The 22,575-nt window shown below is 71.0% G+C and carries 19 protein-coding genes; 12 read left to right on the top strand and 7 right to left on the bottom strand.

Translation table 11 applies throughout. The annotated features are described in order from the left end of the window. Positions 1-428: 428 nt before the first annotated feature. Both A176_RS29520 and A176_RS29515 read right to left on the bottom strand, forming a co-directional pair. A complete protein-coding gene (locus tag A176_RS29520) occupies positions 429-1,070 on the bottom strand; it encodes a TetR/AcrR family transcriptional regulator (RefSeq protein ID WP_002635640.1) in 642 nt (213 codons plus the stop codon). Positions 1,071-1,088: 18 nt separating this feature from the next. Continuing rightward, complete coding sequence (locus tag A176_RS29515; RefSeq protein ID WP_021780986.1) at positions 1,089-2,435, bottom strand: metallophosphoesterase; 1,347 nt, start codon at positions 2,433-2,435, stop codon at positions 1,089-1,091. A gap of 314 nt (positions 2,436-2,749) precedes the next feature. Here A176_RS29515 and A176_RS29510 point away from each other — a divergent pair, with 314 nt between their 5' ends. Continuing rightward, entirely contained in the window at positions 2,750-7,123 is a 4,374-nt protein-coding gene (locus A176_RS29510; protein ID WP_226994018.1) for an RCC1 domain-containing protein, read from the top strand. Between the two features lie 160 nt (positions 7,124-7,283). Here the strand turns inward: A176_RS29510 and A176_RS29505 are convergent, their stop codons facing one another. Genes A176_RS29505 through A176_RS29490 form a run of 4 tightly spaced genes read right to left on the bottom strand, consistent with a single transcriptional unit; the run spans position 7,284 to position 10,512 of the window. After that, positions 7,284-7,871, bottom strand: coding sequence for a hypothetical protein (locus A176_RS29505; protein WP_002635643.1), 588 nt, complete (start codon positions 7,869-7,871; stop codon positions 7,284-7,286). A gap of 53 nt (positions 7,872-7,924) precedes the next feature. Next, positions 7,925-9,037 carry an alpha/beta hydrolase-fold protein gene (locus tag A176_RS29500; RefSeq protein WP_002635644.1) on the bottom strand — a complete coding sequence of 371 codons (1,113 nt, stop codon included), beginning with the start codon at positions 9,035-9,037 and terminating at the stop codon, positions 7,925-7,927. A gap of 9 nt (positions 9,038-9,046) precedes the next feature. Further along, complete coding sequence (locus A176_RS29495; protein WP_002635645.1) at positions 9,047-9,952, bottom strand: TIGR01777 family oxidoreductase; 906 nt, start codon at positions 9,950-9,952, stop codon at positions 9,047-9,049. Then, entirely contained in the window at positions 9,949-10,512 is a 564-nt protein-coding gene (locus tag A176_RS29490; protein ID WP_002635646.1) for a peroxiredoxin family protein, read from the bottom strand. Before A176_RS29490 ends, A176_RS29495 begins: the two co-directional genes overlap by 4 nt. Before the next feature lie 114 nt (positions 10,513-10,626). Here A176_RS29490 and A176_RS29485 point away from each other — a divergent pair, with 114 nt between their 5' ends. From A176_RS29485 to A176_RS29435, 11 genes are read left to right on the top strand one after another with little or no spacing between them, the layout of a single operon-like run. Beyond that, positions 10,627-11,712: a polyprenyl synthetase family protein gene (locus tag A176_RS29485; RefSeq protein WP_002635647.1), complete on the top strand. Its 1,086-nt coding sequence runs from the start codon at positions 10,627-10,629 to the stop codon at positions 11,710-11,712. Between the two features lie 7 nt (positions 11,713-11,719). Continuing rightward, on the top strand, positions 11,720-13,273 hold the full coding sequence (locus A176_RS29480; protein WP_044889279.1) for a phytoene desaturase family protein: 1,554 nt from the start codon (positions 11,720-11,722) through the stop codon (positions 13,271-13,273). After that, a complete protein-coding gene (locus tag A176_RS29475; protein ID WP_021780987.1) occupies positions 13,270-14,286 on the top strand; it encodes a phytoene/squalene synthase family protein in 1,017 nt (338 codons plus the stop codon). Before A176_RS29480 ends, A176_RS29475 begins: the two co-directional genes overlap by 4 nt. Continuing rightward, entirely contained in the window at positions 14,283-15,740 is a 1,458-nt protein-coding gene (locus A176_RS29470) for a phytoene desaturase family protein (protein WP_002635650.1), read from the top strand. The genes A176_RS29475 and A176_RS29470 overlap by 4 nt, the downstream gene beginning before the upstream one ends. Further along, positions 15,737-16,660, top strand: coding sequence for a carotenoid 1,2-hydratase (locus tag A176_RS29465; protein ID WP_002635651.1), 924 nt, complete (start codon positions 15,737-15,739; stop codon positions 16,658-16,660). Before A176_RS29470 ends, A176_RS29465 begins: the two co-directional genes overlap by 4 nt. Continuing rightward, entirely contained in the window at positions 16,657-17,781 is a 1,125-nt protein-coding gene (locus A176_RS29460; RefSeq protein ID WP_002635652.1) for a glycosyltransferase, read from the top strand. Before A176_RS29465 ends, A176_RS29460 begins: the two co-directional genes overlap by 4 nt. Then, positions 17,778-18,164 carry a lycopene cyclase domain-containing protein gene (locus A176_RS29455; RefSeq protein ID WP_002635653.1) on the top strand — a complete coding sequence of 129 codons (387 nt, stop codon included), beginning with the start codon at positions 17,778-17,780 and terminating at the stop codon, positions 18,162-18,164. Before A176_RS29460 ends, A176_RS29455 begins: the two co-directional genes overlap by 4 nt. Then, positions 18,161-18,511, top strand: coding sequence for a lycopene cyclase domain-containing protein (locus A176_RS29450; RefSeq protein WP_002635654.1), 351 nt, complete (start codon positions 18,161-18,163; stop codon positions 18,509-18,511). Before A176_RS29455 ends, A176_RS29450 begins: the two co-directional genes overlap by 4 nt. Next, the gene (locus A176_RS29445; RefSeq protein WP_002635655.1) at positions 18,508-19,185 is read left to right on the top strand and encodes a lysophospholipid acyltransferase family protein; all 678 of its coding nucleotides are present in this window, start codon (positions 18,508-18,510) and stop codon (positions 19,183-19,185) included. The genes A176_RS29450 and A176_RS29445 overlap by 4 nt, the downstream gene beginning before the upstream one ends. Further along, positions 19,182-20,048: a MerR family transcriptional regulator gene (locus A176_RS29440; protein ID WP_002635656.1), complete on the top strand. Its 867-nt coding sequence runs from the start codon at positions 19,182-19,184 to the stop codon at positions 20,046-20,048. Before A176_RS29445 ends, A176_RS29440 begins: the two co-directional genes overlap by 4 nt. 15 nt (positions 20,049-20,063) lie before the next feature. Then, positions 20,064-20,936, top strand: a complete 873-nt coding sequence (locus A176_RS29435) for a MerR family transcriptional regulator (RefSeq protein ID WP_002635657.1) — start codon at positions 20,064-20,066, stop codon at positions 20,934-20,936. Positions 20,937-20,943: 7 nt separating this feature from the next. Here the strand turns inward: A176_RS29435 and A176_RS29430 are convergent, their stop codons facing one another. Beyond that, positions 20,944-22,398, bottom strand: coding sequence for an ADYC domain-containing protein (locus A176_RS29430; RefSeq protein WP_002635658.1), 1,455 nt, complete (start codon positions 22,396-22,398; stop codon positions 20,944-20,946). Positions 22,399-22,575: the final 177 nt, after the last annotated feature.

The following is a 22,575-nucleotide window of genomic DNA, read 5'->3' as shown; positions in this document are numbered from 1 at the left end:
CGGAAGCGTTGTTCTGTATTCAGGCTTTCCAACTTGAACACCAGGTCTTGGCACTGAGCTGATGAAGATGAATCGCTGGCATTATGTCGGGGTCGCGGTTTTCTTGAGTCTGGTCTTCGCTTGGGGGCTGCCCGCGTGTCGGCGGTGGTGGAGGATTGATGCCTGTCTGGATCGCGGGGGCGCGTGGGATTACGGGGCGGATCGGTGTGAATACGGTCCGTCGACAAAGAGTCCCCACTCAACGCCTCCTCAGTGACGTCTCTACGCGCCCGGCGGTGCCGCCGTATTGCTGATGGAGGGGGACCGTGAGCCTCTGCACCGGTTTGGCAATCTTGGGGCTCTGCCTGCCGTTGCCTGGGCACTCGCGAAGTAAGGTTGGCGACGAGAAAAGCAGATAGGAGGAGGGCACGCTGTGCCTGCTGTCTTGCTCACCCCGCCGCGGAGGTGCTCCCAATCCCCGCTGTCATCAGGCGGCTCAGGGACGCCACGGGCAGGTCGAAGTCCATGGAGGCGCGGAAGAGGTTCTGGTGCACGAGCACGCCCAGGAACCCGCCGAGCAAGCTGTGCGCCGTGTGGCACGCGTCCACGTCCTGGCGGAAGTCGCCGGTCTTCTGGCCGTGGCGGATGATGCCTTCCAGTGTCTTGGCGTAGAGGTCCAGCTTCTCTCGGATGGCCTCCGCCACCTGGTCATTCGAGTCCGTCGCCTCGGCCGCGAGCATCGCGAAGAAGATGCCGTATTCACGGTGCTCGCGAAGGAAGCGGTGGGCGCGCTCGGAGATGCTCTGGAGTTGTTCCATCGCCGCGCGCTGACGCAAGTCACCCAGGGGTTGGAACTCACGCAGACAGCGCTGGTGCAATTCCTCAATCGCAGCCAGCAGCAGGTCTTCCTTGGTGGGGAAATGCCAGTACAGCGCGCCGGGCGTCATCCGGATGGCGCGGGATAAGTCCGCCATCGTCGTCGCGAGGAATCCCCTCCGCGCGAAGAGCTGGATGGCGGCCTCCAGAATCTCCATGCGCGTGCGCGCGGCACGCTCTTGTTTCAGCTCTCGCTGGGCGGGTTCCCTGGACATACCCAGCGAATCTATGCATCACGCCAACAGTGTCACCCGGACGATTTCGGGCGGCGCGCCTACGCGCAGCGGCGGACCCCAGAAGCCTGTTCCCCGGCTGACATACAAGTGCCGGTCCCCTTCGTGAAACAGGCCCGCGTCGTGTTCCCAGATGGCGGACACCGCCAGCGTGAAGGGGAAGAACTGGCCCCCATGCGTGTGCCCCGAGAGCTGCAACCCCACACCCTGTTGCGCCGCCACCTTCCAGTTCGACGGCTGGTGCGCCAGCAGCACCGAGGCCCGCTCCACATCGCGCCCCGCCATCGCCGTGCCCAAGTCGTAGGACTGTTGGAAACCCATCTTCCCCGCGGACCAGTCATCCACGCCCAGCAGGTCGAAGGACGCCGCCGCGTCACCAATGCGCACGTGGCGGTTGCGCAGCACCTGCACCCCCATGCGCTCCAGCGCGTCCGACCACGCCGCGGCGTTCCAGTAGTACTCATGGTTGCCGGTGACGAAGTACGCCCCATGGCGTGACTTCAGCTCGGAGAGCGCGGACACCGCGGGCGACAGCGTCTCCACGTGCCCGTCCACCAGGTCGCCCGTGATGCACATCAGGTCCGGGCGCAGGTCGTTGCAGCGACGCACCAGCTCATCCATGAAGCGGCGCCGGATGACGGGGCCCACGTGGATGTCACTCAGGTGGACGATGGTGAAGCCATCCAGCGCCTTGGGCAGCCCGGGCAGCTTCACCGCCACCTCGTTCACCACCGGCGGATGGAACGCGCTCCACATGCCGAAGCCCGTCACGCCCCCCGCGGCGAGCACCGCTCCCCCGGCCGTGGCCCGGGCAAGGAAGCGGCGGCGGTCCGCATCCACCGGGGCGCTCGCCGCGATGGCGACGTGCGCCTCCGATGCGCCGTGCGTCGGCGGCTCCATGACGGAGGGGCGCGACACCGCCTCGGTGCCAGTGGCGGCCAGTGTCGCATGGGGCTCCGTGGCGCCAGCCGTGTGCGTCTGTCCCCGCGGCTCCACGCTGTCCCCGTTGGTCTGAGCGTTCGTTCCTGAACGTGTGCGTGAAAGTCGCGCCGCGACGCGCCGTGCACCGCTCAATACCCAGAGTGAGAGCAGCAGGTAGATGGACATGCCCATCCACGTCCACACGGCGGTGGCCACGGCGAACGTGGAGTCCATGGGAATGAAGCGCGTCACCGACCACGACAGAATCAGCGGCACGGCCAGGGCCGTCATCAGCGTCATGCCCACGCGGCGCCACGTGCGGTGCTCCGAGGTGTCCGCGAAGAGGCGCCGGTACAGATAGACGTGAGCGGCCACGGTGGCGATGCAGGTGGCGATGGCGAAGAAGATGAAGCGCGCGGTGTCCATGCGGGGCTTCATCCTCCCTTTCGGACGACGCACCGCAATGCAATCCGCGTGAAGAAGTGTGAACGCCTGGTACACGAACAGCGAATCAATCCGTGCTCAGCGTTCGCGCGTGTGTGACTGGGGCAATCGCGACCCGAAGTTTTCCGCGTCAGGTGATACCGCAGTGCAGGCAAGAGAGCGCTCCGCGGCGTTCTCGCGATACAAGTCACGAAGTATTGGTCGGAGACATCGGCCTCCCGGAAGAGCGCTCAGACGCCGTTGCAGCCGTGGATGGCGATGAGCCCGGTGGACACGTTTTGACGCGGAGGAACCCCTTGCCCCTGGACATGAAGGCGGGAGCGCGCTGCCTGTGGTCGTTGCTGTTGAGCGCGATGCTGGTGGCGGGCTGTGAACCCATTGGCGGCGTTGTGTCATCACCGCCGGCGTCCCGCGCCGCGCAGGCGATACGGCTCGCCGAGCCGCTGTCGCCCATGCGCATCGCCGCGGGTGCGCAGCACTCGTTGTTCCTGACGCCGACGGGGGCGGTCTGGGCTTGGGGTGGAAACAGCGCCGGACAGCTCGGCGGCGCCGACACGTCGTTCCAGCGCCTGTCGCCCGCGCGGCTGCCGGTGCTGGAGGACATCGTGTCGGTGGTGTCGGGGGATGCGCACTCGCTGGCGCTGGGCGCGGATGGCACGGTGTGGACGTGGGGCAGCAACAGCTCGGGTCAGTTGGGCGACGGCACCACCACGGACCGCGCCGAGCCGCAACGCGTGGAGGGCTTCACGGACGTGGTGGCGGTGGCGGCCGGAGACTTCCACTCGCTGGTGCTGAAGTCGGACGGCACGGTGTGGGCGTGGGGCACGAACTTCCATGGTCAGCTCGGACAGGGGCACACCCAGACGGGCCTGTGGCCCAAGCCGGTGCCCGGTCTGGAGGGTGTGGTTGCGCTCGCCGCCGGCTTCGACTTCACGCTGGCGGTGCACGCGGACGGGGCGGTGTCCTCATGGGGCGCCAACTCCTTTGGGCAGCTCGGGCTTGGCACCTTCACCCAGCGCCTGTCTCCCGAACGGATTCCCACCCTGAGCGGCATCACCTCGGTGGCGGCGGGCACGTACCACGCGGTGGCGCTGGGCAAGGATGGGACGGTGTGGACGTGGGGCAGCAACAGCTCGGGCCAGCTCGGTGACGGCACTTGGAATGACCGCGCCGTGCCCGCGCCGCTGCCTGGGGTCGGCGGGGCGCGCGCGGTGGCGTCGCTGGACGCGGGCTCGCTGGCGTTGCTGGAGGGCGGCGACGTGCTCGCCTGGGGCGCCAACAACTCGGGGCAGCTTGGAGATGGTGACACCGCGGACCGGTCCACGCCCTCGCTCGTGCCGGAGCTGTCGGCCGTGACCGCCGTGGTGGGCGGCGCGCAGCACGCGCTGGCGCTGCGCAAGGACGGCACGTTGTGGGCGTGGGGCGGAGGGCTCGCGGGCCAGTTGGGCCACGGTGGCTCGGAGCGGCACGTGGTGCCCGCCACGGTGATGGGCCTGACGAACGTCACGTCGATGGCCACGGGCAGCTTCCACTCCCTGGCCGCGCTGGAGGATGGCTCCGTCTGGGCCTGGGGGCGCAACAGCTACGGGCAGCTCGGCGACGGCACCGTCACCGAGCGTCACGTGCCGGTGCGCGTGCCGGGGCTCCCCAGCGTGCGCGCGGTCGCCGCCGCGGGACATCACTCCATCGCGGTGGCGATGGATGGAACCGTGTGGACATGGGGACGCAACGCCGCGGGCCAACTGGGAGATGGCACCACGAGGGACCGCGCGCGGCCGGTGGCCGTGTCGGGCCTGACGTCGGTCCTGGCCATCGCGGCGGGAGGCAGCCATGTGCTCGCGCTGCGGAGCGACGGCGACGTGTGGGCCTGGGGCTACAACGCGCTGGGGCAGCTCGGTGATGGCACGTCGGGGGACAAGCTGACGCCGGTGCGTGTGCCGGGCCTGGCGCCCATCCAGTCGGTGGCCGCCGGAACCTACTTCTCCATGGCGCTGGCGAATGACGGCACGGTGTGGACGTGGGGCGAGGGCTTCGAAGGCCAGTTGGGGGATGGTGGCGGCGTGCAGCGGCTGTCGCCGGTCGCGGTCAAGGGGCTGTCGGACATCCGCAACATCTCCGTGGGCTCCGCGCACGCGCTCGCGGTGCGCGGCGACGGCACCGTGTGGGCCTGGGGCGACAACAACGAAGGCCAGCTCGGAGATGGGTCCTGGATGGACCGCTTCGCGCCGGTGCAGGTGCGAAACCTGACGGGCATCACCGCCGTCAGTGGCGGCCGCTCCCACTCGCTGGCGTTGCACGCGGACGGCACGGTGCGCGCGTGGGGTTCCAACGGGTATGGGCAGTTGGGGGACGGCACGCTGACCTCGCGCGTGTTGCCCTCGGTCATCCCGGGCCTGTCGGGCATCCAGGCGCTGCACCCGGGACACCTGCACGTGCTCGCGTTGCATGCGGACAAGACGCTGCGCGGATGGGGCTACAACCGCTTTGGCCAACTGGGCCTGGGCGCCGCGGGCTGGAGCGCGCGGCCCGTGCAGGTGCGAGGCATTGGCCGGGTGGAGCGGTTGGCCGCCGGACGCGCGCACGCCCTGCTGGTCCGCGCGGATGGTTCGGTGGTGGCGTGGGGCGCGAACGCGTCGGGCCAGTTGGGCGACGGCGGCACCACCCACGGCGCGCGGGCCGTCACGGTGCGCGGTGTGTCCTGCGCGCGTTCGGTCGCCAGTGGCGGCCAGCATTCGCTGGTGCTGGCGTGTGACGGCACCGTATGGACCTGGGGCGAGAACCAGCGGGGGCAGCTCGGGGATGGCACCACCTCTGCGCGCGTGGCGCCGGGGCGGGTGGAGGGGCTCGAGGGCATCGTGGCCGTGGCGGGCGGCGGGGACACGTCGCTGGCGCTGCGCAGTGACGGCACGGTGTGGGCCTGGGGCGCGAATGCCTCCGGGCAGGTGGGAGATGGCACCGTCGAGGACCGGCTGACGCCGCGGCGCATCGAGGCGCTGTCGGATGTGATGGTCATCGCGCTCGGTGAGTCACACGCGCTGGCGGTGGGCGAGGACGGCACGGTGTGGGCCTGGGGCGCGAACGCGTCCGGTCAGTTGGGAGATGGCGGTGAGACGCCGAGCCTGCTTCCCGCGCGCGTGAAGGGCTTGGAAGGCGTGGGGAGCGTGGCGGCCGGGCGCGCGTTCTCGCTGGCGGTGCGCGACGACGGCACCGCGTGGGCCTGGGGTGCCAACGAGTCCGGCCAGCTCGGCGACGGGTCGAACCAGTCGCGACGCGTGCCCCATCGGGTTGCGTCCGTGAAGGGGCTGCGCGCGGTGTCCGCGGGCGCGCACCATGCGATGGCGTTGGGCGAGGACGGCGCGGTGTGGGCGTGGGGAGACAACACCCTGGGCCAGTTGGGAGATGGCACCTCGGCGTTCACGGTGATGTGGCCGCAGCGGGTGGCGGAGTTGAGCGACGTGGAGTCCGTGGCCGCGGGGGAGCAGTTCTCCGTGGCCGTGGCCCACGATGGGACGGCCTTCTCCTGGGGCAGCAACGAGTATGGCCAGCTTGGTGATGGGAAGACGGGACCGCGGCTGTCGCCCGCCGAGGTGAAGATTGGCGGCTCCAAGGCGCGGACCGTGGTCACGGTGGGCGCCTGGGGCCAGCATGCCGTGGCGCTGATGGCGGACGGCACGCTGCAGGCCTGGGGCGACAATGCGACGGGCCAGCTCGGTGATGGCACCACCACGCGCCGCTCCTCGCCCGGCGAGATTCGTGGGGTGACCCGGGTGACGGCCGTGTCCACGGGCGCCTGGCATTCGCTGGCGCTGCGCCTGGACGGCACCGTGTGGGCCTGGGGCGCCAACGGCTTCGGCCAACTGGGTGATGGGACGACGACCGCCCGCGCCGTGCCAGTGCCGGTGCAGGGGCTGCGGGACGTGGTGGCCATCGCCGCGGGCGGCTACCACTCCGTGGCGGTGCGTTCGGATGGCACGGTGTGGACGTGGGGGTACAACACCTTCGGCCAACTGGGTGATGGCACGTCGGAGTCGCGCGCCCTGCCTGTCCAGGTGCACAAGCTCGAGGGCGTGCAGGCCGTGACGGGGGGCGATCACCACTCGCTGGCGCTGCACGCGGACGGCACCGTGTCGGGCTGGGGCCACAACGCCTCCGGCCAGCTCGGGGATGGCTCGCGCACCGACCGCTACACCCCCGTGAGGCTGAAGGACGTGGACGGCCTGACGGAGGTGCGCGCGGGCGCGGCGCACACCGTCGCGCTGGGCAAGGACGGCACGGTGTGGACGTGGGGCGACAACGCCCATGGCCAGTTGGGCGACGGCGTGACGGGGCCCCGGATGCGCCTGGTGCCCAAGCCGGTGTCGGGCCTGCCCGCGGCGACCGCCATTGGCGCGGGCGCCTGGCATTCGTTCGCCTCCGGCCCGGAGGAGGGCGCCTTCACGTGGGGCCGCAACTCGCACGGCCAGCTCGGCGTGGGCGACAACGCGCCGCGCGCCGAGCCGCAGCGCATGAAGCTGCTGTCGGGGCTCAAGGTCATCGCGGGCGGCGCGGACACCTCGCTCGCGATGACCCAGGAAGGCGTGCTGATGAGCTGGGGCTCCAGTCTTCACGGCACGTTGGGCCTGGGCGTGCTGGGCCAGCGTGCGTCACCCGGACGGGTGTTGTTGCCCTAGAGCGTACGGCGGACGGGGCGGATGCGGACCCGGTACTTCTTCGGAGGCCGCGTCCGCAGCCGGGCCCGGTAGGTACCAAGCGCGCGGCGGGGAGAGCGGGTGCGGCGGCTGATGGGTTTTCGGGGACCTGCGCCGGGGGTGTGTCGACGAGGAGCTTTCTTCATGCGGGAACCGGCGAGGACAGCTCCGAGCCAATCTGTTGCCATTCGTGGGCGTAGGCGCCCCGAGCGAAGGAGCGCAGGTCCTCGGCCGTCACGGTACCGCGCGCCATCGCCGTGTCGAGCGCGCGCACCACGGCGTTGCGGTGCGGCTGCTCGACGTAGGGGTTGCCCTCGCGGAACACCTCACCGAAGAGGGACTCCAGGCGGCCGTCCTGCTTCAGGCGCTCCACGATGCGGGCCTGCGAGGCGGGCTCGTTCGCGTGCGCGTGGAGCATGGCGGAGGCCAGTCCGCCCTGGGCGTCGGCGTCGGGGAACTCGGAGAGCAGCTCCAGCTCCGCGTCCGCCCCCGCGACGGCGGAGGCGTCCAGCGGCGGCGTGGGCGGCGGGGTCGTCACAGCGCGGTGCGCGTTGGGGCGGGCGGGCTCGAAGTCGCTGCGGCCCTGGAACGGCTGCACGGCGCGGTGGACCGGAGCGCCCTTCGTCGCCTTGGCGGTGGTACCGGCGTCCTGCCGGTCCGGCGTGCTGGTGCGCTCAGTCACCAGACCCTTGGGCGAAGACGGACGGTTACCACCATCAATGCGAGACATGGGGGCTCCAGGGGGACCGGCCGCGAACAGCGCAGCGGGATGACCCATGTAGGTTATCGGCGGCCCCCCGGTTCCAGTTGCTTCCGGCCCTGAAAACTCAATGAGTTCCGGCGTTTGGCGGACAGGGGAGGGAAGTGCCGCTCCAGGCCGTGTACCAGTTCCTCGCGCCAGGCGGGGTAGTTATGACCGCCGCTGTACTCCCGCAACGCCACCTGGTGCCCGGCCTCCGTCAGCAGGGGAGCGAGCCGCCGGTTGCCTTCCAGCAGCCCTTCGAAGCGGCCGCAGTCCAGCGAGATGTCCAACGGGCGGCGGGGGGCCTGCCGCGCCAGGTCGAAGACGACGAAGTCATGGCCTTCCACGCTGAAGGCCCCGGACTGGGACAGCACGTGTCCGAAGACGTCCGGCAGGCGCAGGCCGGTGTAGAGCGCCATCAGCCCGCCCAGGGACGCGCCGAGCACCGCGTGCGCACCGGGGCCGCGCCGCTCGTCCAGGAGTGACAGCTTCTGGTGCGCCAGCGGGAGCACCTTCCACCGCAGCAGCCCCACGGTGTACTCGCTGCAGGCGTACTCCATGCTGCGCGTCTCGCCGCCGTTGCACACCAGGGCCAGGGCCACCGGGCGCATGCGGCCTTCGGCCACCAGCGTGTCCACCAGCTCCGGGAGCCGCACGCGGCGCAGGTAGTCCTCGCCGTCGTACACCACCAGCAGCGGCACCGGCGCGTCCGTGGGCGGCGCGTACAGGTACACTTGGCGCTGTCCCGGCAGGTCCAAATCCCCGGTGTCCACCACGTGCCGGGTGACGCGGCCCCGCGGCGCGCCGCGAGGGTGCCGGGCCGGCAGGGACGAGCGGGCCTGGGGCATGCGGAACGAATGGTTGATGCCGCCGAAGCCGTTGTCGGAGGGGTTCCGGTTGAGCGGGTCCTCCACGCGCCGGCCCCGCGCATCCTCCAGCGCGTATTCGACGTAGGCGTCGGAGGGCAGCTTCAGCGTGCGGGCCCACAGGCCGGGTGCCACGCGTTTGAAGGGCAGCGGCTTGCCGCGCCAGTCCTGGAAGTCCCCTTGGAGGCAGATGGGGCCGCGGCCGCGCCAGACGAAGGTGGCGGTGTCCGAGTCGATGACGGGCGTGCCCTCGGCCTGCGCCCGTGCCTCCAGTGTCTTCGCGTCCATCCGGGCAACCTAAGTCAGCAGGTCGCGCAGCGCTCCCTCCAACTCGGGGTGGCGGAACACGAAGCCGGCCTTCTGGGCCCGCGCGGGAAGCACGCGCTGCCCTTCCAGGACCACCTTCGCCATCTCGCCCAGGGTGGCCTTGAGCATGAAGCCCGGCACCCGCACCACGGAGGGCCGTCCCAACACATGGCCCAGCGTGTGCGCGAAGAAGGTGTTGGGCACGGGCGTGGGCGCGGTGGCGTTCACCAGGCCCTCCACCTCCGTGTGGACCGCCGTGAAGAGCAGCAGGTCCTGCGCGTCGTCGCGGTGCACCCAGCTCACGTACTGCTCGCCGCTGCCCACCGGGCCTCCCGCGCCCATGCGGAAGGGGGGCAGCATCTTGTGCAGCGCGCCGCCGTCCGGGTGCAGCACCACGCCCATGCGCACCACCGCGGTGGAGATGTTCGCGTCGCGCGCCTGCATCGCCTCCGCCTCCCAGTCCACGCACACGCGGGCCAGGAAGTCGTCCCCCGGGGTGCTGTCCTCCGTCAGGGGCTCCGCGCCGCGCGTGCCGCCGTAGAAGCCAATGGCCGACGCGGACACGAACCGCTTCACCGTGCCCGCCTCCCGCATCGCCGCCACCACCGCGCGCGTGCCGCGCACCCGGCTGTCGTGGATGCGGTGCTTGCCCTCGTGCGTCCAGCGCTGGGCCACCGGCTCGCCCGCCAGGTGGATGACGGTGTCCGCGCCCGCCAGGGACTCGGGCGGGAGGGGCTCGTTCGTGTCGTAGCGCGCCCCCGTCACCCCGGCGGGCAGGCCGGACAGGGCCCGTTCAACGTTTCGGGCCAGGACATGCACCTGATGTCCCTGGTCCAACAAACGTTGGACAAGCCCTGTACCCAGGAAGCCGCTCGCGCCGGTGACGGCGACCTTCACGGGGTGGGCTCCGAGGAGGCGGGCGTGTTCAGGTCCACACCCACCAGTCGGCTCAGGACGATGAAGAAGGCCGTCTGCTCGTCATCCTTCATCCGGCCCGAGTGCCGGTAGACGAGCGCGCCCTCCGCGTCCAACAGGACGATGTTCGACGTCTTCACCGGCAGCTTCCAGGGTGCCTTTCCCAGCGTGCCATCCATGTCCACCAGGATGGGGACGCCGACCTTCTTCTCCTCGTCACGGACGAAGGACAGGGCAATCTGCCGGGCTGGAAAAAAGTCGAAATTCTGAAGGTTTGCGACGGCCAGCACCCAGGCGGCGTCCAGAATCCCGCGCTCCTGTCCCCGAGCGAACAACTCCTTCTTCAACGGGGCGTTGAGCTTGGTCGAGTCCTTGTCCTCGTAGAACAGAATGACGGGCTTTCCGCGCCATTTGGAGAGCTGGACCTCCTTGCCTCCGGAGGTCTTCAACGTCGCGTCCACCGGCGCCGAGGCCGGTGCCGCACCCAGCGCGCTCCCCGCGGCCAGGGACACGGACAGCGCGCCTGCGATCCACGCCTTCATGAAGGGACTCCTGTGTACAAGGTTATCGCGAACCTTAGACATACCCTTGACAAACTCTGGACGCAAACGCTACCTCTAGGAATCAAAGGAACAGGACCTTCGGAGGAAAGAAGCATGGCACTCACGCTTCCTGATGCGCAGCCATCGCCGAGCCTGCTTCCTCTGGAGCAAGCCTGGCTGCAGTTGGTCCAGGCGGAGGTGGAGACCTCGCTGGCGGAGCTGTTCGAGCTCCACGACGAGGCCCACCTGGACGGACGTTGGACGCAGGCGTTGGCGCAGGCCCGGGCCTATGCCTTGCGGCCCGCCAAGCGGGTGCGTCCGGCGCTGGTGATGGCGGGATACTGCCTGGCGCGCGGGAGCACGGCGGTGCCCGCGGGGCTGTGGCGCTTCGCGGCCGGCCTGGAGCTGCTGCACACCTTCCTCCTCATCCACGACGACGTGGCGGATCAGGCGGAGCTGCGCCGGGGCGGGGCGTCCCTGCATCGGATGCTGGCGCCGGGCCGCGCGGGCGAGGACCTGGCCGTGGTGGTGGGTGACCACCTCTTCGCGCGTGCCCTGGAGGCGATGCTGGGCTCGGGCCTGTCGGGCGTGGCGGGCGTGGTGCAGTACAGCCTGGCCGTCTGCCGTCACACCGCGGCGGGGCAGTACCTGGACCTGGACCTGGGGCGCGCGCCGCTGGCGGAGGTGACGCTCTTCCAGACGCTGCGCGTGGCGCACCTGAAGACGGCGCGCTACGGCTTCTGTGCCCCGCTGGTCTGCGGAGCCATGCTGGGCGGGGCCACCACCGGCCTGGTGGAGGGGTTGGAGCGCGTGGGCCGTCACGTCGGTCTTGCCTACCAGCTTCGAGACGATTTGCTGGGCCTTTTTGGTGATTCCGCCGTGGCGGGCAAGGCCGCTGACGGCGACTTCCTGCAAGGCAAGCGGACCTTTCCAGTGCTGGCCGCCTTCGCTCGCGCCGGAGCGGCTGAGCGCGAGGAGCTCGAGGCGCTGTGGGCGCTGCCGGTGGAGCAGAAGGACGCGGCCGCGCTGGCCCGGGCTCGCTCGCTGGTGGAGTCCTGCGGAGGCCGGGCCGCGTGTGAGCGCATGGTGGAGCGGGCTTCCCGCGCCGCGCGCCGTTCGTTGCTGGCGCTGCCCAACCCCAATGGCGTGAGGGATTTGCTGGACGCCCTCATCGCCCGGCTGGCCCACCGCGCCGCCTGAGGACGTCATGAGTGCATCGACACAGGGCAGGCGCGTCGTGGTGGTGGGCGCGGGCGTGGGCGGTCTGGCCGCGGCCGCCCGGCTGGCGCACCAGGGCTTCGACGTCCAGCTCTTCGAGAAGACGGACGGGCCGGGCGGGCGTTGCAACCGGTTGCAGGTGGAGGGCTTCACGTGGGACCTGGGTCCCACCATCGTGCTGATGCCCGAGGTCTTCGAGGAGACCTTTCGCGCCGTGGGGCGACGCATCGAGGACTACCTGACGCTGCTCAAGTGCGACCCGAACTACCGGGTCCACTTCCGGGACGGCTCGGACGTCACCTTCACCTCCGAGCTGTGCGCCATGGGCCGCGAGCTGGAGCGGGTGGAGCCGGGCAGCTACGCGCGCTACCTCGCCTTCCTGGCCCAGGGCCGCGTCCAGTACCGCACCAGCCTGGACCACCTGGTGGGCCGCAACTACGCGGGCCTGCGGGACTACCTCTCGCCCCGCGTGCTCGCGCGCATCTTCCAGGTGCGCGCCCACCGCCGCATGTACGGGGACGTCAGCCGCTACTTCCAGGACGACCGCCTGCGCGCGGCGATGACGTTCCAGACGATGTACCTGGGCGTGTCGCCCTACGCGTCGCCCGCGGTCTACGGCCTGCTGCCCTTCACCGAGCTGGGCGTGGGCATCTGGTTCCCCAAGGGCGGCCTGTACGCCATTCCCCTGGCGCTGGAGAAGCTGGCGCGCGAGGAGGGCGTGCGCATCCGCTACGGCGCGCCCGTGGAGCGCATCCTCACGAATGGGGGCCGCACCCAGGGCGTGCGCCTGGAGGGCGGCGAGGTGGTGGAGGCGGACGCGGTGCTGTGCAACGCGGACCTGCCCTACGCGTACGAGAAGTTGCTCGACCCGCAGGCGACGACGCTCAAGCGCAAGGAGAAGCTGCGCTACACGTCCAGCGGCTACATGCTCTACCTGGGCCTGAAGCGGCGCTACCCGGAGCTGCTCCACCACAACGTGGTGTTCGGCCGCGACTACAAGGGCTCCTTCGACGACATCTTCGAGCGCTTCCGCGTCCCCGAGGACCCCAGCTTCTATCTCAACGTCCCCACGCGCACGGACGCGTCCCTGGCGCCGGAGGGCAAGGACTCGCTCTACGTCCTGGTGCCCGTGCCGCACCAGCATCCGGGCATGGACTGGAAGGAGGAGGGGCCCAAGGTGCGCGCCAAGGTGTTCGCGCGCCTGGCGGAGCTGGGCTTCCCGTCGCTGGAGTCGGACATCGAGGTGGAGCGCGTCTTCACGCCGGATGACTGGGCGGGCACGTTCAACCTGGCCAAGGGCAGCGCCTTCGGTCTGTCTCAGAACTTCACGCAGATTGGCCCCTTCCGTCCGTCCAACCAGGACGCGCGGGTGAAGAATCTCTTCTTCGTGGGCGCGTCCACGCAGCCGGGCACGGGGCTTCCCACGGTGCTCATCTCCGCGCGGCTGGTGACGGAGCGGCTGATGACGTGGGCCCAGGCGCAGGGCGTCGCACTGTCACCCCGGAGCGCTTCCGCCGAGTCCCTTCCGGGGGTGGCGGCGTGAGCGCTCCTGTCGACATGGCGCAGGTGGCGCGAGGCTACGCGCGGGCGAAGCAGGTGACGCGTCACCACGCCAAGAGCTTCTTCTTCGCCTCGTACCTGCTCTTCGGGCTGCGGCGGAAGGCGGCCTTCGCGCTGTATGCCTTCTGCCGGCGCCTGGACGACATGGTGGATGGCGACGACGCGGCGAGCGCGGCCGAGGCGTTGCCGGCACGGCTGGCGCGGGCGCGGCAGCGCGTGGCGGAGCTGTACCTGTCCATGCCGGAGCTGGCCTCGCGCGAGCTGGGACCTCCGGCCCAGCGGGTGAAGGTGGCCGAGGCCGCCACGCCCTGGGACGCGGGCGAGTTCGCCGCGCTCGAGCACACGGTGCGGCACTACCGGATTCCGGAGCAGCCCTTCCAGGACCTCATCTCCGGCATGGAGATGGACCTCACGCTGCACCGCTACACCACCTGGGCGGAGCTGGACCTCTACTGCTACCGCGTGGCGGGCGTGGTGGGGTTGATGCTGACGCCGGTGCTGGGGTGCTCGGACGCGGCGGCGGTGGAGCCCGCGGCGGACCTGGGCCGGGCCATGCAGCTCACCAACATCCTCCGCGACGTGCGCGAGGACCTGGAGCGCGGCCGGGTGTACCTGCCCGCCGAGGAGCTGGCCGCCTTCGGCCTGTCGGAGGAGGACTTGAAGCGCGGGCAGGTGGACGCGCGCTGGCGCTCCTTCATGCGCTTCCAGGTGGAGCGCTCGCGGGCGTACTACGCGCGCGCGGCGGCGGGGGTGCACTACCTCACCGGCTTCGGGAGCCAGCGGATGGTGCGGCTGATGGGCGCCATCTATGGCGACATCCTCCGTGACATCGAGGCGCGCGACTACGACGTGTTCAGCGCTCGCGCCCACGTGACGACGCGCCGCAAGTTCGCGCTGGCCTCCGCGGCCATGGTGCTGCCTCGCGCGGTGCTGCCCGTGTCCCAGGACGAGGTGCGGATGCCCTTGCTGCCCACCGGGACGGGGGGCCTGTCATGAAGCGCACCCGCGTGGCGGTGGTGGGCGGCGGCATTGGCGGACTGACGGCCGCGGCCCTGCTGGCGAAGGACGGGCACGAGGTGACGCTGTTCGAGCGTGGAGCGTCGCTGGGCGGCAAGGCGCAGGCCGTCACGGTGGACGGCCTCACCCTGGACACGGGGCCCACGCTGCTGACGCTGCCGGACTTGGTGCGCGGCACCTTCCAGACGCTGGGCGCGGAGGACCTGCTGCCGCGCTTCACGGAGCTGGAGCCGCAGTGCACCTACCGCTTCGAGGACGGGCGCGAGTTCACCGCGCACAAGGACCTGGAGCACACGGCCCAGAGCGCGGCCGGGTTGCACGCCAGCGAGGGCGAGGGCGTGCGGCGCTTCTACGCGGAGGCCGCGGCCATCTGGCGTGCCGCCGGGGAGCCCTACCTGGAGGCGCCCTTCGAGGGCATGGCCGGCTTCATGGCGCGCGTGGCGAAGCGTGGCGTGGGCGCGGTCATGGCCGGGATGAAGATGGGCACGCTCCACGAGCTGGCGGTCCGGCACTTCAAGACGGACGCGATGCGCCAGTACGTGGGCCGCTTCGCCACGTACACGGGCGCGTCGCCGTACGAGGCGAGCGCGGCCTTCGCGCTCATCCCGCACATCGAACGCGCCTACGGCGTGCACCACGTGCATGGCGGCATCGGGGCGTTGGTGGAGGCCCTGGGGCAGGCCGCGCGCCGGCTGGGCGTGCGCATCCACCTGGGCACGCAGGCCCGCTTCGAGCGCACGCGTGAGGGCTATCAAGTGGGCCCCGCCGAGGGCACCGAGCGCTTCGACAGCGTGGTGGTGAACGCGGACCCGTTGGAGCGGCTCGCGCGCACGGAGGAGCCCCTGGCGCTGTCTGGCTTCGTGTTGCTGTTGGAGGTCGAAGGGCGCCCCGCGCTGCCACACCACACGGTGCTCTTCGGCGGCGACTACCGGCGCGAGTTCGACGAGCTGTTCAGCGGGCAGCTCGCCTCCGACCCGACGGTGTATTTCTGCAACCCCTCCGCCACGGACGACAGCATGGCGCCGCCGGGGCGCACCGGGCTCTTCGTCATGGTGAACGCGCCCGCGTTGCCCGTGGACGCACGGGGCGCGGAGCAGGCGGCGCGCGGCTGGGAAACGGACGTCGAGCGCGTGAAGGCGCAGATGCTCGGGCGCTTGTTCCAGCACTACCCCGCGCTGCGGGGGCGGGTGCGTGTCATTGGCCAGCGCTCGCCGGTGGACCTGGCCGCGCAGGGGGCGCCGGGGGGTTCCATCTATGGCTTCCTGCCGCACGGGAAGTTCGGTCCCTTCCGCCGGCCTCGCATTCGCGGAAAGACGCCGGGCCTGTTCTTCGCGGGAGGGGGCACCCATCCAGGAGGCGGCGTGCCGCTGGTGATGTTGTCCGGACGCTTCGCCGCGGAGCTGGCCTCGCAGCACCTCCGGAGGAGCGCATGAGGAGTCTTTCCTGTCTGCCCGCGCTGCCCGAGGTGGCGGGCACCTACCGCTGGTTCTACGCGGACGTCACCGCGGGGCCTTACAGCGCCGTGTGCATCTTCATGCTCGGCTCGCTCTTCTCGCCCCGCTATTCGGTGGCGGCGCGGCGGGGGGGCCTGCCGTTGGAGCACAGCGCGGTGAACTTCGCGCTGTACCACGAAGGCGTGCGCCGGCTGTGGGTGCTCAGCGAGTACGCCCAGGCGGAGCTGGAGGCGCCGGGCCGGCTGCGCATTGGCCGCTCCTCGTTGGTGTACGCGGACGATGGCTCGGTGCGCATGGACGTGGATGACGGGACGGCGCCGTGGGGCCGCCCGGTGCGCGCCAGCCTGACGCTGGAGCCGATGACGGGCGTGGGCGAGGTGGTGCAGTTGATGCCCGGGCTGCCGCACTACTGGCAGGCGTTGGCGCCGCGCGCGCAGGCCCGGCTGGAGGTGTCTTCCCTGGACATCGAGGCCCGCGGCCTGGGGTACCACGACACCAACCATGGCGAGGAGCTGCTGGGCGACCGGCTGTCGGGCTGGCACTGGACGCGGACGCACCGCGAGGACGAGACGGTGGTGGACTACCACCTGCCCGAAGGCGTCGCGCCGCTGCGCATGGTGGCGGACGCGGAGGGTGTGCGCTGCGAGCGCGGGCCCTCCTTGGAGTCGCGTCCCACCAACATCACCGGCTGGGGCCTGCGCGTGCCGTCGCGGCTGCAAGCGGGGAACATCGTGGTGGGGCAGCCGAAGCTGCTGGAGTCGTCGCCCTTCTACGCCCGGCTGGAGGCGCGCACCGGCCCGTTGGATTCCATGGGCGAGGTGGCGGACTTCCGCCGCTTCCACTCGCCCTTCATCCGCTGGATGGCGCACTTCCGCACGCGCATGGGGCGGGCGGCATGAGCGCGCTCGTCCTCGCGTCCCTCGTCTGGTGCGGCGTGGCCGCGGGCTTCAGCGCGGTGGCGTGGGTGCGCCTGTCGCGGGCTCGCGCGGGGACGGCGCCCTCCACCGGCGCGCTGCCGCCGGTGCTGCTGCTGCGCCCGGTGGACGCGCCCACGCCGCGTGAGCTGGAGAACCTGGCGCAGCCCATCGACTATGACGGGCCGCTGGAGCAGGTGGTGGTGTCGCCCTACCGGCCCCGGCTCGCGCCCGGCGTGCGCTGGCTGCCGAGCGACCCGCTGACGCCGAACCGGAAGGTGGGGCACCTGCTGTACGCGCTGGACGTGCTCCCCACCGAGGGCCGGGTGGTGCTGTCCGTGGACGCGGACGTGGCGGTGACGGGGACGTTGGTGGAAGGACTGGCGGCGCCGGTGGCCGCGGGCGCGGCGCTGAGCACCGCGGCGCCGCTGCCCGTGGGACAGCGGGACGGTGCGAGCCGGGCGATGGCGGGCCTGTTGCGCTACACGCACCACAGCTTCCGCGCCCTGGACGCGATGAGCGCGGGCGCGAAGGCCGTGTGTGGCAAGGCGCTGGGGCTGTCGCCCGTGGCCATGTGCGCGCTGCGGCCGTTGGCGGACCACATTGGCGAGGACCTGGAGCTGGCGAAGCGGCTGCACGCGCGGGGCCTGTCCGTGGTGTTGAGCGGGGCGCCCGCGGTGGTGCCGTTGGACTCGGCGGTGTCCTGGGAGGCGCCCCTGGCGCGCTTCACGCGGTGGATGCAGGTGCTGGCCAGTCACCGCCCCGCGCTCTATCCCACGGTGCCGCTGCTCTTCACGCCCACGTTGCCACTGCTGGTGCTGGCGGCGGGACTGGGCTCGCCGGTGCTGGGGCTGGCCGTCGCCGGATTGGTGGCCATCCGCGTGCTGCTGGCCCTGCGATTGGCCAGGCTCTCCGGGCCCCTGGCGGACCCGGGGCGGGCCTACGCGGTGACGGACTGGTTGCTGGGCGAGGCGCTGCTGCTGGCTGCTTTCGTGCGCTCGTTGTGGCAGCAGGGCACGGTGACGTGGCGGGGACAGACGTACGCACTGCGCCCCGGAGGGCGCATGGTGCGGGTCGTGCCTGAACTGAGTGGAGGACCGGGATGACGTACGCGAGATTCCTCGGGTTGTTCGTGGTGGTACCCATTCTCTTCCTGGTGTGGCGCTACCGCCGCACCTTCACGGCCCGGACCCTGGCGCCCATGGGGCTGTTGCTCATCGTCGTCTACGCGGCGACGTCGCCCTGGGACAACCTGGCGGTGAAGTGGGGCCTCTGGGGCTTCGACCCGGAGCGCATCTGGGGCATCCGGCTGGGCTACCTGCCCTTGGAGGAGTACCTCTTCTTCGGGCTCCAGACGCTGCTGGTGGGCCTGTGGGCCCGGGCGCGGTTGGCGCGCGTGCTGGCTCCGGAGGCCGAGTCGCGGCCCGTGGCACCGGATGCCCCGGCGGCGCGGAGCGGCGCGCTGTCGGCCCGGGAGGTGGCGCCATGATGGAGACGAAGTGGGCCTATCTCATCCACCTGCTGGCCTGGACGCTGCCCGTCATCGCCTTCCAGCTCGTCGTGCTGGTTCGCCACTACAAGGAGCGCTCTGGCGCGGTGCTGAAAGCGGTGCTGCCGCCGGCCTTCATCCTGGGGCTGTACCTGGCGGTGGCGGACCATCTGGCCATCACCACCGGCATCTGGAACTTCGGTGAAGGCAAGCACCTGGGCATCTACCTGGGCGTGGTGCCCCTGGAGGAGGTGCTCTTCTTCCTCATCACCAGCGTGTTGGTGTCGCTGGGCCTGGCGCTGTTCACCGCCTTGGTGTCGCTGCTGGGGGAGGCCCGGGCGTCGTGATTCACGCGGCGAAAGGGGGTCCGCTCGGCTGGGCGTGGGACCGGTACATCGGCTGGAAGTTCCGCTCGGCGTTTCGGGGCCTGTGGGTGCGCGGGACGCTGCCTCCGGGCGGGCCCGGGCGGCTGGTGTACCTGAACCACTCCAATTGGTGGGACGGCTTCGTGCTCAACCAGCTCTGCCAGACGGCGGGCTGGGACGGCTATTGCCTCATGGACGAGGAGAACCTGCGCCGCTACCGTTTCCTCACGCGCATTGGCGCCTTCAGCATCCGTCGCCAGGACGCGGTGTCCTCCGTGTCGTCGCTGCGCTACGCGAAGGACCTGCTGCGCAAGCCGAGCGCCGTGGTGTTCGTCTTCCCGGAAGGCGAGCACCGGCCCTTCGGCGTGTTGCCCCTGCGGTTGGAGCGCGGCGTGGAGATGCTGGCGCGGGTGTCCAAGGTGGAGTGTCTGCCCATCGCCGTGCGCTACGGCTTCTTCGAGCACGAGCGCCCGGACGTGTTGCTGGAGGTGGGCACGCCCCATCCTCCCGGGGACATGGCCGTGTTCCAGGAGGGCTTGGAGCGCGTGGTGCGGCGGCTGGCGGCGGTGACGTCGCTGGAGGACTTCTCGCGCCGGGTGTCGGGTGCGCGGGGCGTGGCGGAGCGCTGGGACGCGGCGCGAGGGATGGCGTCGTGACGCTGCGCATCCGCACCATCGCCCGCATGACGGGCATCCGCGAGGCCACGCTGCGCGCCTGGGAGCGGCGCTACGGCTTCCCTCAACCACTGCGCAGCGAGGGCAACAACTACCGCGTCTATTCGCGCGACGAGGTGGAGGCCGTCCGCCGCGTGGCGCGGCTCATCCAGGAGGAAGGCCTGTCGGTGAGCGAGGCCATCGCCCTGGTGCGGTCCTCGCCGCCGCGCGAGCTGCCGGAGGCGGAGCGTCTGGGGGAGCGGTTCTGGGCCGCGGTGGTGACCCTGGACGGGGACGAGGTGACGCGCGTGCTGGATGACGCGCAGACCGTCATGGACATGGAGGCGTACTGCGACCAGTTCCTCCTGCCGCTGCTGCGGGAGATGGGCGCCCGGCTTGACATCGCCCGGGAGCACCTGGCGTCGGCGGTCATCCGACAGCGCCTGCGGCAGGTGTATGACGGCCTGCCCACCGTGGTCAGCGGTCCCCGGGCGTTGCTGGCCTGCCCGGAGGGGGACCACCACGAGGGCGGGCTGCTGCTGCTGGGCATCCATCTCAAGCGCAAGGGCTGGCGGGTGACGCTGCTGGGGTCGGACACCCCGGCGATGGCGCTCCAGGGCGCCTGTGCGCAGGTGCGGCCGGACGTGGTGGCGTTGTCCTTCGTGCGCTCGCGTTCCGTGGGCGAGTTCACCCCGGTGTTGGAGGAGGCGCTGCGGGCCTGCTCGCCGTTCCCCGTCGTGGTGGGTGGGCTGGGCGCTCGCGAGCACCTGAAGGCCATTTTTTCGCTGGGTGCGCAGTACGCGGAGTCGTCGGAAGAGCTCGTGGCCATCTGGAATCAGGTGCGCAACGCCCAGAATCGTCCCTAGTCTTGCCGCAGGGACATGGCTGAGCGCACCTATCGAATCCACATCGCCGCCGAGCTGGCCGGAGTCCGCGTGGAGCTCATCCGGGCCTGGGAGCGTCGCTATGGCGTGCTGACGCCACGCCGCACGCCCGGGGGCTACCGTGTCTACACGGACCGGGACGTGGCGGTGCTCAAGCAGCTCAAGCAGCTCACCGACGAGGGCATGGCCATCAGCGAGGCGGCCAAGCTCCTGCCGGAGCTGCTGGCCCAGCCCGAGGCACCGCGCGCCGCGAACTCCGAGGCGTGGCGCGAGTCGGTGTTCGCCGCCGCCCAGGCGTATGACCAACCGGGGGTGTCGGGCGTGCTGGACACGGTGATGGCGGCGCTGCCCCCGCTCAAGGCCTACGACGAGGTGCTGACGCCGCTGCTGTGCGAAGTCGGCGAGCGCTGGGCGGCGGGCACGCTGACGGTGTCGCAGGAGCACCTGGTGTCGCAGGTGGTGCGGGAGCGGCTGGTGAGCCTGCTCCACGCGGCGCCCCAGGGGCGGCGCCGGCACGCGGTGCTGGCGTGCTTTCCGGACGAGGAGCACGAGATGGGCCTGCTGGGCGCCGCGCTGCGCCTGCGGCACCTGGGCGTGCGGGTGACGCTGCTGGGGCAGCGGGTCCCCGCGACCGATTTGGGCCGCACGGTGGCGGCGCTGCGGCCGGACTTCGTGGGCCTGTCGACGGTGATGAACCGGGGCGAGGCGGACTTCGAGGCTGCGCTGTCGCAGGTGATGCAGGCGCTGCCCGCCAAGGTGCCCGTCTGGGTGGGGGGCGCCGCCGCGCGCTCGCACCGGGCCGTGTGCGAGCGGTGGGCGGTCCAGGTGTTCCAGGACGAGGCGGATTGGGACCACCTCGCCGGGGAGTGACGCCCCCTCAGAGCGTGTTGATGGCGGAGTTGTTGAAGACGCGGCTGCCGTAGAACAAGGCGGCTTCCTCGGCGGTGTCGCAAATCTCCGCGCACTTGCCCGGGCCATACGGCGTGTTCGGGTCCCGGCAGTCATTCACGATGTTGCCGTTCGCGTCGTAGATGGGCGGATTGAGCGGCACGCAGGACGCCGTCAGGTGCTGCCAGCGCAGGTGGCTGAGGCACGTGGGGCCCGTCGTGTTCCAGCCCGCCTCGAAGGTCAGGTCCTCCGGGCTCGTGTTCGGCTCGGGCGGGGCGATGATGGCCGGCGTCAGCGCGTCCCAGGGGCGGATGCGCGTGCCGTCCTGGGTGAAGGACGTGCCCACGCCGCAGTAGTCGGCGCGCGCCATGCGGGTGCAGGACCAGTGCGCCTCGGTGATGGGGCCGGGCTGCGCGCCGTCACGCCACGGCTGGTAGCCCCAGCGGTAGCACTTGGCGATGACGCCCGCGTCGCAGCCCAGCGTGAAGCTGGAGGTGCTCTCCGTCCGCGCGCCCTGGAGGTTGAAGAGGCCCTTCACCGGCACGGCCCAGTTCGCGCCCAGGGAGCACAGGGGCACGGAGGCCGTGCCGCCGCTGGGCGTGTAACGCACCTGGTAGAGGTACGTTTGTCCGGACGGGTCCCATGCGCCGGAGCCCTCCGAGACGGGGTTCTCGCGCGCGTTGACGACGTCCACGATGTCCAGCCAGGGCTGCGCGGAGGTCGTCGCGCCCTGGTAGAGCCGAGCGCCCGTCAGCTCCTCGCCCTTCATCATCTTGTGGGTCGTGGGGTAGGTGCCCTTGCGAGCCGACACCTCCATCGTCCAGGAGGTGAAGGGGGCGGCGGGGCCCGCGAGCGCGGTGTAGACGCCGCTGTCGGGGCAGACGAACTCGACGGCGGGACAGGCGTTCATCGAGAAGGTGCTGTTGCCAGAGGCCAGATAGCCCGGGCCCAGGTGCTCGCAGGGCGCCTCCCCGGAGCAGACCCGGAGCACGGGCGCGCCTTCGCACCGGTCGCGGGTGGAGTTGCTATTGCCGCCCACGAGGTTGACGCGGGTCCCCGGCGTACAGACGCCCTGTCCATCCAGGATGAAGCCACAGTTCCGAGTCTCGCCCGTGGGCGGGCTTCCCGTGGGCGAGCAGCGCTGGAGGCTGCGCGTGCTCCCATTCACGATGAGGGGCATCACCGCCACGATGCCGCCGGCCTTCAACAGGAGGCGGGCTTCCCGGTGGGCGCCGTCGTGTCGCACGAGGGCGTTGTCGTACTGCACGGCGCGCACGGGGGCGGCGTGGAGCTGGGTGCCCTGGGAGTGGGAGTCAGGGTCGTCCTCGTCACCCGCGAAGGCTTGCTGGGCCAGGGGCGCTTCGACGTCATCCAGGGTGGGGCCGCAGGCCGCGAGCAGCACGCCGAGAAGACACGGTGGGAGCAGTCGGAGGCGGAGCTTCATGTGGGGCACCTCAGTCATCGTGGGATGTGGAATGACAGAGCATCCGCCGTGCCATGGGCCCGCGCTTCCCATGGCCTTGCAGGACTTGCAGGCAGCTCCGACAGGCGCCTGGGGGCTGGCGTCGATGGACGGCAATGATTGCCGGTGGAGCGGCAGGGATTGCCGGCCGTTCCTGCG

It is taken from the genome of Myxococcus hansupus, assembly GCF_000280925.3.
In the GTDB taxonomy this organism is placed as follows: Bacteria; Myxococcota; Myxococcia; order Myxococcales; family Myxococcaceae; genus Myxococcus; species Myxococcus hansupus.
Note: the sequence above shows the minus strand (reverse complement) of the source record. Positions and strands in the feature narration are given on the sequence as shown.